General features: G+C 72.1%; 11 protein-coding genes and 1 pseudogene. 9 read left to right on the top strand and 3 right to left on the bottom strand.

Annotated features, from left to right (window positions below; genetic code table 11):
• The first annotated feature begins 47 nt into the window (after nt 1-47).
• The gene (locus GTY58_RS18530; protein ID WP_010984979.1) at nt 48-434 is read left to right on the top strand and encodes a MerR family transcriptional regulator; all 387 of its coding nucleotides are present in this window, start codon (nt 48-50) and stop codon (nt 432-434) included.
• Nucleotides 435-551: 117 nt separating this feature from the next.
• Here GTY58_RS18530 and GTY58_RS18525 read toward each other — a convergent pair whose 3' ends face one another.
• Nucleotides 552-1295, bottom strand: coding sequence for an SDR family oxidoreductase (locus GTY58_RS18525; protein WP_010984978.1), 744 nt, complete (start codon nt 1293-1295; stop codon nt 552-554).
• Between the two features lie 45 nt (nt 1296-1340).
• Nucleotides 1341-1943, bottom strand: coding sequence for a TetR/AcrR family transcriptional regulator (locus GTY58_RS18520; RefSeq protein WP_010984977.1), 603 nt, complete (start codon nt 1941-1943; stop codon nt 1341-1343).
• Nucleotides 1944-2061: 118 nt separating this feature from the next.
• Between GTY58_RS18520 and GTY58_RS18515 the strand changes: the two genes are divergently transcribed.
• The 3 genes and pseudogenes from GTY58_RS18515 to GTY58_RS40755 all read left to right on the top strand — a co-directional run.
• Nucleotides 2062-2988 (top strand): hypothetical protein, encoded by a 927-nt coding sequence (locus GTY58_RS18515; protein ID WP_010984976.1) that lies wholly within the window; start codon nt 2062-2064, stop codon nt 2986-2988.
• Between the two features lie 192 nt (nt 2989-3180).
• The gene (locus GTY58_RS18510; protein WP_010984975.1) at nt 3181-3900 is read left to right on the top strand and encodes an HNH endonuclease family protein; all 720 of its coding nucleotides are present in this window, start codon (nt 3181-3183) and stop codon (nt 3898-3900) included.
• 61 nt (nt 3901-3961) lie between these two features.
• Nucleotides 3962-4081: pseudogene (locus GTY58_RS40755) on the top strand (N-acetyltransferase); the annotation flags it as partial.
• A 28-nt stretch (nt 4082-4109) separates the two neighbouring features.
• Here GTY58_RS40755 and GTY58_RS18500 read toward each other — a convergent pair.
• Entirely contained in the window at nt 4110-4859 is a 750-nt protein-coding gene (locus GTY58_RS18500; RefSeq protein ID WP_010984974.1) for a hypothetical protein, read from the bottom strand.
• 702 nt (nt 4860-5561) lie between these two features.
• Between GTY58_RS18500 and GTY58_RS18495 the strand changes: the two genes are divergently transcribed.
• The 5 genes from GTY58_RS18495 (at nt 5562) to GTY58_RS18475 (ending at nt 11662) form a co-directional block, all read left to right on the top strand.
• The gene (locus tag GTY58_RS18495) at nt 5562-7598 is read left to right on the top strand and encodes an N-6 DNA methylase (protein WP_010984973.1); all 2037 of its coding nucleotides are present in this window, start codon (nt 5562-5564) and stop codon (nt 7596-7598) included.
• A 155-nt stretch (nt 7599-7753) separates the two neighbouring features.
• Nucleotides 7754-8344 carry a hypothetical protein gene (locus GTY58_RS18490; protein WP_010984972.1) on the top strand — a complete coding sequence of 197 codons (591 nt, stop codon included), beginning with the start codon at nt 7754-7756 and terminating at the stop codon, nt 8342-8344.
• The gene (locus tag GTY58_RS18485; RefSeq protein ID WP_037644874.1) at nt 8341-9873 is read left to right on the top strand and encodes a serine/threonine-protein kinase; all 1533 of its coding nucleotides are present in this window, start codon (nt 8341-8343) and stop codon (nt 9871-9873) included. The genes GTY58_RS18490 and GTY58_RS18485 overlap by 4 nt, the downstream gene beginning before the upstream one ends.
• A 155-nt stretch (nt 9874-10028) precedes the next feature.
• Nucleotides 10029-10856, top strand: a complete 828-nt coding sequence (locus GTY58_RS18480) for a glycoside hydrolase domain-containing protein (protein WP_037644876.1) — start codon at nt 10029-10031, stop codon at nt 10854-10856.
• Between the two features lie 146 nt (nt 10857-11002).
• The gene (locus tag GTY58_RS18475) at nt 11003-11662 is read left to right on the top strand and encodes a SurA N-terminal domain-containing protein (protein ID WP_010984969.1); all 660 of its coding nucleotides are present in this window, start codon (nt 11003-11005) and stop codon (nt 11660-11662) included.
• Nucleotides 11663-11855 lie beyond the last annotated feature (193 nt).

Genomic DNA, 11855 nt, shown 5'->3' with positions numbered 1-11855 from the left:
TGGGTGGTGAGGTGTGCGGGTGGGTGAGGTGTGCTGGTCGGTGAGGCGTGCGGATAGGTGAGCTGGGGAGGGCGACGGGGGCCACGCCGCGCGCCCTGCGCCACTACGAGCGGGCGGGTCTCATCGCGTCGCGGCGCGCCGCCAACGGCTACCGCGTGTACGACGAGGGGACCGTCACGCGCGTACGCAACATCCGCCACCTCCTGGCCGCGGGCCTCACCCTCGACGACGTACGCGTCTTCCTGCCCTGCCTGGACGGCGACATGACCGCCGGCCCCGCCTCCGCCAGGGCGCTCGGGGTCGCGCGCGAACGTCTGGCCGTCATCGACGAGCGCATCGCGGCCCAGCTGGCGGTGCGGGAACGGCTGGCGGCGGCCCTACGGGAGGCGGGGGCCGTGCGCGGTGGCGGTGGCGGTGGCGGTGGCGGTGGGTGAGTCTCCCGCGTGAGGACGGTGGAGTGGTGGAGTGCTCGCGTGTGGACGGTGGAGTGGCGGAGTGCTCGGGTGAGGACGGCGGAGCGGTGGAGTGCTCGCGTGAGGACGGTGGGGTGCTCAGGTGAGGACGGCGCCGCCGTCCACGGGTAGGACGACGCCGGTGACGAAGGAGGCGTCGGGCGCGGCGAGTCGGGTGATCGCCCAGGCCACTTCCTCGGGGCGGCCGATGCGGCCCAGCGGAGTGTGCGCGAGCTGCCACTCGCGGATCGCCGCGCTCTGCTCCGGGGTGAAACCGGAGTGCCGGCCGATGGGGGTCGCGATGGCGCCGGGCGCGACGGCCGAGACCCGGATGCCGCGCGGTGCGAGCTCCACGGCCCAGCTGCGGGTGAGGAGTTCGAGTGCGGTCTTGGTGGCGGCATAGAGGGAGTTGCCGGGCCAGGCGCGCTGCCCGACGGACGTACTGACGTTGACGATCACGCCCCGGCTCTCGGTGAGAGCGGGGAGCGCGGCCTGCGTCAGGAGGACGGGCGCGATGAGGTTCGTGGCGAGCAGCGGTTCGATGGACGTACGGGTGTAGGTCGCCAGGGATTCGGTGCCGACGATCGCCGCGTTGTTGACGAGGACGTCCAGGCGTCCGTGGGTGTCGAGGACGGTGTCGATGATGCGGGCGGGGGCGTCCTCGGCGGTGACGTCGGCGGGGAGCGGGGTGATTCCGGGGTGCCCTTCGGTGGTCTCGGCGAGCGGGGCCTCGCGGCGGCCCACGGCGACGACCCGAGCCCCCTCCGCGGCGAACGCGCGGGCGGTCGCCCGGCCGATTCCGGTGCCGGCGCCGGTGATGAGGACGGTTCTGGTGCTGTTCATGGGAGGGATCGTCGAACCCTGACGCCGGTGTCAAGGTCAAGCCGGTCAAGACGACTTCGACTGGAACAGCATTCCCGCCAGCGTGCGAAAGACCTCCTCCGGGTCCTGGTCGCCGACCGGTCCGTCCAGGTTGTGGCTGAGAAGGAGCGTGGCGAAGCCGTGGGCCAGGGACCAGGCGGCGACGCCCGCGAGGCGGGGGTCGGGGCCGCGGCCGGCGGGCGCGTCGGAGACGGCCGAGCGCAGCCGCTCGCCGGCGAGGGCCTTGGCCGTCGTCAGCTCCAGGTCGTTCGCGCGGAGCAGCTCCGGTGTGAACATCACCTGGAAGTGCGCCGGGTGCCCGGTCGCGAAGCGTACGTAGCGGACGCCGGCGTCGCGCAGGTCATCGGCGTCGGCCAGGGCGGTGGCGAGCAGTTCGTAGCCCTCCGCCGCGATGGCGGTGAGCAGGCCGGTGCGGTCCTTGAAGTGGTGGGCCGGCGCCGCGTGCGAGACGCCCGCCCGGCGTGCCAGGTCGCGCAGGCTCAGTGCGGAGGGGCCGTCGGTGGCGATGACGTCGAGTGCGGCGCCCAGGATCGCGCGACGGAGGTCTCCGTGGTGGTAGGGGCGCTGGTCGGGTTGATCGCGCTGATCGGCGGTCTGGCTGCTCGGCATGAGGTGAAGCGTACGCGGAATCTAGGCATTGACAAGTTGGGCAACCTCCGGCAATCTAGTCAGTGTCAAGTTGTGTCGGGCGTGAGAGCGCTCGGGAATCGGGTCGAGGGGGAGTGTCATGTCCGAGAACACCAGCGGGGCGAGCGGGGGCGGCGGCACGGTGCGGGGCGAGGAGCGGACCGGTGTCGACCTGGGCACCGTGCGCCGGCTCTGGCATCTGCTGGAGCCCTTGCACGCCGTGCTGTATTACGCGCCGGAAGCCTTCGACGAGGCGGCGGCGCTGGGATACGGGACTCAGGAACGCTGGGAGAGCTACTTCCCGTACCGCGCCGCGCCGTTGGGTGCCGTCGGAAGCGAGCGCGTGACCTCCGCCTTCTACAGCTTCAGTCCGCGCATGGTCGCCGCGTACATGGACTCAGCCTGGGACACCGCGAGCCCGGACGCGGTGCTGAAGGCGCGGGAGGCGGCGATGGACCGGGCCTACCGGGCGATATTCGGCGACCGTGCGGACAGCCCCGAACTCGCCGAGGCGGCCGCGCTGGCCCGCCGTGCGGCAGAGGCGGCGAACACGGCGGGACGCCCGCTGGCCGCGGCCAACGCCGAGCTGCCCTGGCCCGAGGCCCCGCACCAGCAGTTGTGGCACGCGGCGACGATCCTGCGTGAACACCGCGGCGACGGCCACCTCGCCGCACTTCTCGTCGCGGGCCTCGACCCGGTCGAGGCCCTGGTCTCCTTCGCCGCGATAGGCGCGGCCTCGGTGGAGCGCTTCGAGAGCCGTGGCTGGACGTCCGAGGAGTGGACGGCCGCGCGGAACCGGCTGGCCGCACGGGGCCTGGTGGGCGAGGACGGTGTGGCGACGGAGGCCGGCCGCGCCCTGCGCCGCCAGGTCGAGCACCACACCGACGAACTCGCCGCCGAGCCCTGGCAGTCCCTGGGCGCCGACGCGACCGGCCGACTCGCCGACCTGCTGGGGGAGTTCTGGGTCGCGGTACTGGGCACGGGCCTGTTCCCGCCGGAGACGACACTGGGGATCGGGAAGGTCTGAGGCGCCCCTCGCCGATCCCCGTCCATCGAAGTTACCGGAGACGCCGCACCACCGGCGACGCACCCGGCGTGCACCTGTTGCCCGTTGGGGGCGGTATGGCCAACACCCCCCGGCCGCTACGGTGGGAACGGCGGGAACGGGGCAAGCGGGTAGCAGGACAGGCAACAGGACAGGCAAGGGGAGGGGCGTCGCGTGCGTCTGAGGGGTGGGGCGGCCGCCGCCGCGGCGGTGCTGATCGCTGTCGGCGGCGTCGGCGGCTGCAAGAAGGAGACCAACGGATCCTCGGGACCGCAGGAGACGGCGGCCGGCGGTGCCGCGATCTCCGCGGTCGACTCGCTGACCGTCAAGGGGCGGGCGCCGAAGACGGGGTACGACCGGGGCAGGTTCGGTACCGCATGGGCGGACACGGACTCGAACCGGTGCGACACCCGGGACGACATCCTCAAACGGGACCTGAAAGAGGTGAAGTTCAGCGACGGCAAGTGCAAGGTGACCGCCGGGGTGCTGGACCCGGACCCGTACACCGGTCAGCAGGTCACCTTCGCGCGCGGCCGCAGCCAGGTGGACATAGACCACCTCGTCGCGCTCTCGGACGCCTGGCAGAAGGGCGCCAAGTACTGGGACGCCGGCAAGCGCATAGCCCTGGCCAACGACCCGCTCAACCTCCTCGCCGTCGACGCCGGCCCCAACCGCAGCAAGGGCGACGGCGACACGGCGACATGGCTGCCGCAGAACAAGGCGTACCGCTGTACGTACGTCGCCGCCCAGGTCGCCGTGAAGAAGAAGTACGACCTGTGGGTGACGTCCGCGGAGAAGGCCGCCATGAAGAAGGTGCTGTCGACCTGCCCCGGCCAGAAGCTCCCCTCCGGGGGCAACCCGACCGAGGCCCCGAAGCGCTTCCACGCGAACTGACACCTCCGTCCACCGCTCACCGCCGCTCACGGTCCGCTGCCCGGCGCCCGCGAAAATCGGGCCCTTCGACACCGAGGGGCTCGTCGAAGTGCCGGGCGCCCTGGTTCCGGTGCACTGCGAACCGGGGCGCGGCTACGCCGTCTACGTCGAGCCCAACGTGTGGGTGCGGCACCGGCTGTGACCGGTGCCGCACCCCTCGCCCGGCGGCGTCAGTCGCTCAGCGCGTCCAGGTCCAGCACCTTGCCCTTGGGCGCCTCGGCGGGGACCGGCTTCTGGTAGTCGCTGAAGGCGATCGTGCCCGCGTCCTTGGCGGACGTGCTGACGACCTTCAGCAGATACGGCTTGCCCTCGGTGGCGACGTACAGGGTGTAGCGGTCCTTGCCGTCCTTCTCGTGGAGGACGATCGCAGGCGTCCCCTCCACCGTCGTCGTTTTGCCCCGGGTGGCGTCGGAGTTCACGTCCTCGGCGCCGGCGAGCACCGTGCCCAGGTCGCAGAAGCTCGCGATGTCCTTGGCGTCCTGGCCCTTCGCCGACATCTTGGTCCACTTCCCGGCCATCATGGCCACGACCGCGTCGGTGTCCCCCTTGGGCTCGCCCTTGCTCTGGGCGCGCAGGAAGGCTTCGTCGTACTTCATGTAGACGGTGTCGTCGGTCTTGATCAGGTCGGCCTTGCCCTGGCCGTCCATGCTCATCGTGCCGGCGCACTCGCCCTTCTTGTTCAGGGCCATGTCCAGCTGGATCGTGCCGCCGCTCTCGTCGTCGGGGACGTCGCCCTTCATCCGGAGCGACGACGCACCGTTGGTGGCCTTCACGGCCCGGTCGGCGATCTCGCCGCCGGTCAGCCCGGCGAACGGGCCCTTCGGCTTGCTGTCCGCCTTGTCCTGGCCGGGCAGACAGCCGGTGAGTCCCGCGGTGGCCGCGGCGGCGAGGCAGAGAGCGGCAAGTGCGGTGCGACGCATGACAGTTCCTTGAGGTGAGACGTGATATTCGGTGAAGTGGGGGTGGGTGCGGGGAGGAGACCGGGTCAGCCCGTCTTCTTCCATTCCTGGCAGCCGGTGGTCTTGAAGTAGGCGTCGCTCGCGCTGATCGTGACGACGGCGGAGCCGGTGACGTTGTTGTTCGCCCTGATCGACTCGATGGAGTGCAGGGCGTCCTTGGCGCGCTCCCAGTAGCACAGGTCGTCCGTGTTGCCGGTGGTGCGGTACGTGCCGGGCTTGACGTCCTTGCCGACCTCGAAGTCACCGTCGCCGTCGAACGCGGCCTTCTTGACGGCCTTCTTCGTCGTGCCGTTCTTGCCGTCGGTCTTCCCGCCCGGCTTCTGGCCCGCGGACGCCGACGTGCCCTTGCCGCCGTTGTCCTTGTCGCCGTCGCCCCCCCGCGTTCGCCGACACCGCGCCGATCACGACGACACCGACCACAACGCCCAGCGCGATCTTGCCCTTCATACCCACGGCAGTTCCTCCCCCTGCTACGGAGCGACCGTCCCCCTCCGGAGGTCGCTCGTTCGGTGGGTCAATAAGAACAGAGGCTGTGAACCGAGTCAACACGGTTCACGGAATGGGTTGTGTACACGGGCGTGAATCGGTAGATCTTGTGCAGGTCGGTATGCTCGGCGTCACGCACGAGGTCGTACGCACACCAGGTAGAGGGGAGCCGGGCGGGTGCAGGACAACGCGACAGAGGTGACCGCCGCCGGAATCGCCCGGCTCGCGGGGGTCGGCCGCGCCGCCGTGAGCAACTGGCGCCGCCGGCACGCCGACTTCCCCAAACCGGTCGGCGGCACCGAGACCAGCCCGTCCTTCGCGCTCGCCGAGGTCGAGGACTGGCTGCGCCGACAGGGCAAACTCGCCGAAGTACCCCTACGGGAACGCGTCTGGCAGCAGCTCGTCGGCCACCCGGAGGGCCCCGTCGCGGCGCTCGTCCACGCGGGCTGCGCACTTCTCCTGATCCACGACCGCCCCACGGTCTGGCTGGAGCTGAGCGCCGCCTCCGACGAACGCCTGGCCGAACTGCTGCCCACCGCCCTCGAACAGGTCCTCGCCCCCCGCTTCGGCATGGTCCGCCGGCCGGCCGTGCGCACCCCGGCCCCCGCCGAACTCCTCCCCTCGGCCCCGCTGCTGCGCGGCGCGGCCGAACTCGCCGCCGAGCTCGGCGCCCGCCAGACGTACGAGTTCCTGCTCGGCCGGCACCTCGACGCCAACCCGCGCCAGTACACGCTCACGCCGGGCGACCTCGCCGCCCTGATGGCCGACCTCGCGGGCCCCGCCCGCAGCTTCCTCGACCCGGCTTGCGGCACCGGCGCCCTGCTGCGCGCCGTCGCCCCCGGCACCGACCAGGAGCTCTACGGACAGGACAGCGCCCCCGAACTCGCCGAGCTCACCGCACTCCGCCTCGCCCTGCACACCAGGGCGGCCGTCCGCACCGCGGTCGGCGACAGCCTCAGGGCCGACGCGTACGAGACCCTCAGAGCCGACGCGGTGCTGTGCCACCCGCCGTTCAACGAGCGCAACTGGGGTCACGACGAACTCGCCTACGACCCCCGCTGGGAGTACGGCTTCCCGGCCCGTACGGAATCCGAACTCGCCTGGGTGCAGCACGCGCTGGCCCGCCTCAGGGACGGCGGCACCGCCGTCCTGCTGATGCCCCCCGCCGCCGCCTCCCGCCGCTCGGGCCGCCGCATCCGCGCCGATCTCCTGCGCCGTGGCGCCCTGCGCGCGGTCATCGCCCTGCCGGTCGGCGCGGCACCCCCGTACAACATCCCGCTGCACCTGTGGGTGCTGCGCCGCCCCGAAAGGGCGCCCGCGCAGCCCGAGGTGCTCCTCGCGGACACGGCCGGCGTCTCGGAGGCCGCCGACGGCCGCGGCCGTCTCGACTGGCCGGCCGTCCGCGCCGCCGTCCTGGACGCCTGGCACCCCTTCGACCGCACCGGCACCACCCGCGAAGAGCCCGGCGTGAGCCGCTCCGTGCCCGTCATCGAGCTCCTCGACGACGACGTCGACCTGGCCCCCGCCCGCCATCTGCCCCCGCCCGCCGCGGGCGGCGGCGCGGCGGAACTCACGGCCGTACGCGAACGCCTCGGCGAAACCCTCCGCCTGACCGCCGACCTCACCCCGCCCCCCACCGGCACCGCGGGCCCCGCCCGCTGGCCGCTCACCACGATCGGTGAACTCGCCCGCGGTGGCGCCCTGCTGATGCGCACCGGCGGAAGCGGCCCCCACGCGCGCGTGCTCACCGATCACGACGTGATCGCCGGCACCGCGCCCTCCGGAACGCTGACCGACAACGCTTCGCCCGAGGAACCCGTCCTCGTCGAGGCGGGCGACGTCGTCGTCCCGGTCCTCGGCGGCGGCGCCATCGCGCGCGTGGTCGACGACGCGACCGCCGGGGCCGCCCTCGGCCGCAACCTCACCCTGCTGCGTCCCGACCCGGCCGCGGTCGACCCCTGGTTCCTCGCCGGCTTCCTGCGCGGCACCGCCAACAACCGCCAGGCCAGCAGCTACGCGTCCACCGCGACCAGGCTCGACGTGCGCCGTCTCCAACTGCCCCGGCTCCCGCTCGACCAGCAGCTCCGCTACGGGGAGCGGTTCCGGGCGCTCGCCGCCTTCGAGGAGGCGCTCCGCCTCGCGGGGCGCCTCGGTGAGCAGCTCGTGCGCGGCATGCACGACGGTCTCACGGACGGGTCGGTCGCCCCGGAGTGACGTACTCCGGGGCGCGCGGGCACCGCGTGCCCACGCGCGCGAGGTGATCAGTACGACAACGGTTCCGTACAACCCGGGACAGCTTGTCGGAGTCGGGCTATACGCTCGGACTTCGATACTCGTACGTCCGCCTTCACCCGGTCCCAGGAGCAGTCATGTACGGCCACGGCGCGCCGCCGCCCACCCGCAGTCAGGGCACGGTCATCACCTTGCGCGTGCTGTTCGTCGCCGCGGGGTTCCTCTCCTGCGGGCTGCTCGCGTGCCTCCCGCTGTTCCGGGTCGCGGTGCTGCGCGGCAAGTGGCCCGACTGGCTGCTGGCCTGGCTGAGCCTGCCGCTGTCCATCGCCGGGCTCGCCGTGGTCGGCTCGGTCCCCGAGAGCGACCACCGGGGCGACGTCGCGCTCGCCTCCGTGCTCATCCTCGGTGCCGTCAGCGCCGCGTACTTCGTGGTCTTCGACATACGCCACCAGCGCACTCTGCCGTCCGCCGACCGCCCCGTACCGCCGCACACCACCGGCTACATGCCCCCGCAGCAGCCCCAGCCGGGCTACGGCTACCCGCCGGCCCAGCCGTACGCCGCCACGCAGATCTCGCACACACCGCCCCCGTACACCCCCACACCGCCGCCGCAGCCCCCGGCCCCGGCCCCGGAGCCGCAGCGTCCCGCGCCCGCGCGCATCGACCAGGTGCGGGCCGAGCTCGACGAACTGAGCGACTATCTGCGCAAGCACGAGGACGGCAGATGACCGTGTCGACCGGCCGCACCGTCGCCGGCCGCTACGAACTGTCCACGCTCATCGGGCAGGGCGGCATGGGCCAGGTCTGGACGGCATACGACAAAAGGCTCGACCGGCGCGTGGCCGTCAAGCTGCTGCGCCCCGACAAGGTCGCGGGCCAGGAGGCCGACGAGCTGCGCCGCCGTTTCGTGCGCGAGTGCCGGGTCACCGCGCAGGTCGACCACCCGGGTCTGGTCACCGTGCACGACGCGGGCAGCGAGGGCGAGGAGCTGTTCCTCGTCATGCAGTACGTCGACGGGGCCGACCTCGCCGACCACCTCGCCGAGCACACCCCGTATCCCTGGCAGTGGGTCGTCGCGGTGGCCGCGCAACTGTGCGCCGTACTGTCCGCGGTGCACGCCGTGCCCATCGTCCACCGCGACCTCAAGCCGCGGAACGTGATGGTCAAGCAGGACGGCACGGTCACCGTCCTCGACCTCGGTGTCGCGTCGGTCATGGACACGGACACCACCCGCCTGACGCACACGGGTTCGCCCATCGGCAGCCCCGCCTACATGGCCCCCGAGCAGGCGATGGGCGGCGCGGTCGGCCCGTACACCGATCTGTACGCGCTCGGCGTGCTCATCCACGAACTCCTCAGCGGCGACGTACCGTTCACCGGCTCCACCGCGCTCGGCGTGCTGCACCGTCACCTCTACGAGCCGCCGCTCCCGGTGCGCCGGCTGCGCCCCGAGGTGCCGGAAGCCCTCGAAGCGCTCGTCCTGCGCCTGCTGGCCAAGGACCCGCAGCACCGGCCGGCCTCCGCGCAGGAGACGTACGAGCAGCTGCTGCCGCTCCTCCCCGCGCGCGGCACACCCACCGGCGCCCCGCTCGACCCCACACGTCCCTTCCTGCGCCCGCACGCCCCCTGGCCGGACCGGGCCCGTACGCCCGCGCCGCAGCCGTCGGCCGCCGCGTCCGCGCCCGCCGTCGAGAAACCCGATGTCGTGGGCGCCGTGGACGAGGTCAAGCGGCTCCTCGGAGAGGGCCGCATCACCCAGGCCGTCGACATCCTCGGCGCGATCCTCCCGGCGGCCGCCGCCCAGCACGGCGAGCACTCGCCCGTCGTACGCACCCTGCGCAAGCAGTACGCCGCCACGCTCATGGACGACGGCCAGTACCGCCGTGCCCTGCCCGAGCTGCGCCGCCTGGCCGACGAGCGCGCCACCGAATCGGGCCAGGCCGACCCGCAGTCCCTGCGCTTCCGCTACGACGCCGCGCAGTGCCTCGAACAGCTCGGCGAACCGGCGGCCGCGCTCGCGGAGTACCGCGCCCTGCTCCCGTACTACGAGAACCAGTACGTCGCGGGCGACCCCGAACTCTCCCTCGAAGTCCGCCGCCGCATCGGCCACTTGCTGCTCGCCCTCGGCGACCGCGTCGCCGCCCACGACACCCTCGCCCGGCTGCTGCACGACGTGGAGCGCCTGCGTGGACCCGGCCATCCGCTGGTGGCGGAGGTACGGCGGACCTTGCAATGGCTGGGACAGGTGCGCGGGTAGCTTTTGCTGTGCCTTGAGGGAACTTTGTGTTCCCCGAGGGACAGCGTTTTCCGAACACGGGAGCGACGTCGGATACGTTGCGAGCCGTTTTCCGCGTCACCGTTTTTCCGCGTCGCCGTTTTCCGCGTCACACACACCATGGGGTGGGGTCTTTCATGTCCAGCCATCGGCAGTCGAAGAAGCGCAGATACATCACGTGGGCGGTCGCCGGTACCGCCGTCGTCGCCGGAGCCGGTATCGCCGCGCAGACCTCGATGGCGGCCACGACCTGGCCCGCGCAGCGGACGTTCACCGGCCGCGCCTTCGACACCTGCGCCGCGCCCTCCCTGTCCGCGATGAAGGCCTGGCACACCGGCTTCTACGGCGCCGCCGCCGTCTACGTGGGCGGCAAGAACCGTGGATGCGGCCAGCCCAACCTCACCGCCTCGTGGGTCAAGTCGGTCAGCACGCTCGGCTGGAAGCTCATCCCGCTGTACGTCGGCGCCCAGCCGCCCTGCCAGACCGGCTCCAGCCCGGAGAAGATCACCGCCTCCACTGCCGCCTCGCTCGGCGCCACCGACGCCGCGGACGCGGTCGCCAAGGCGTCGGCCCTGGGGATGAAGGCGGGCAGCCCGATCTACCTCGACATGGAGTCGTACGACGTCACCGACAAGGCCTGCAACGACGCCGTACTGACCTATGTACGCGCCTTCGACAAGGCCCTGCACGCCAAGACCTACCGCACCGGCTACTACGGCTTCCGCAGCTCCAGCGCGAAGGCCGTCGCCGACGCCACCGACCGCACGGACCTGCCGGGCAACCTCTGGTACGCGCTGTGGGACAAGCAGAACACCACGACGGCGGACTGGCCGTTCGGCGCCGGTCAGTGGACGAACCACAGCCGAGCCCACCAGTACATGGTCAACAGCAAGGAGTCGCGCGGCGGGTACACGATCACCGTGGACCGCGACGCGTGGGACGCGCCGGTGGCCATCACAGGTTGACCGACGCGGGCGGAGTTCGCCGTGCGGCGGTGCCCGAAGGACATGCGAATCGTTGGTCGAAAGGGTGGCCGAGAGCTGGGCCACTGCCTACCATCGATCACCGCAAGACTTTGTGCACCGTCGCACAATCTCCTCGGGAGGTTCCCTTGCACCGCCGCCGTCGCACCGCGCTAGTCCTCTCCGCCGCGATCGTCGCGGCGGCTCCCCTCCTCACCGCGTGCGGCGGCGAGGCGCACCCCGGCGCCGCGGCCGTCGTAGGCGGCCAACGGATCACGGTCGCGCAGCTGGAGAGCCGGGTGAACGAGGTGCGCACGGCCCAGCGGGCCGCCACCACGGACGACGCCCAGTACGAGCAGACCATCGCCAAGACCGGCAGCCTCACCCGCGACACCCTGCACAGCCTGGTCCTGGACCGGGTCCTGGACCGTGCGGCCAAGGACGCGGGTGTCAGCGTGACCCGCAAGGACGCCCAGCAGATGCGCACCGCCCTGGAGCAGCAGGCGGGCGGCACGAAGGCGCTGGAGTCGGCCTGGCTCCAGCAGTACGGCGTGGCACCGGGGCGGCTCGACGACAGCCTCCGCACCGAGATCGAGGCGCAGAAGCTGGCCACCACGCTCGGCGCCGACATGAACACGGTCAACGGCAAGGCGGCGTTCTGGAAGGCGATGTCCGAGGCCTCCAAGAAACTCCACGTCACCCTGAATCCGCGCTACGGCACGTGGGACGTGCAGAAGAGCAGCCGGGTGGACGCGAAGACCCCGTGGCTGCGGGAGGTCACGGCGACAACGACCCAGCAGACGGCGTAGCGGGGTACGGGCGCACGGGCCTGTGGATAAACGGTTCGGCCGGTCGGCGTGCGAGGACAATGGAGCAGCGCCGGCAAAGGAACAGCTGTCGGCAATGGCGTAGCCGTCGGCAGTGAAGCGGCGGGGAGCGTCCCGCCCCGCCGGCGAACCGCTCACCGCCCGGCCTGTGGATAACTGCTGGTGGTGTCGGCGG

It is taken from the genome of Streptomyces sp. SID5469 (genome assembly GCF_009862865.1).
Lineage (GTDB): Bacteria > Actinomycetota > Actinomycetes > Streptomycetales > Streptomycetaceae > Streptomyces > Streptomyces avermitilis.
The sequence above is the reverse complement of the archived record's forward strand: the minus strand, read 5'-3'. Positions and strand labels throughout refer to the sequence as shown.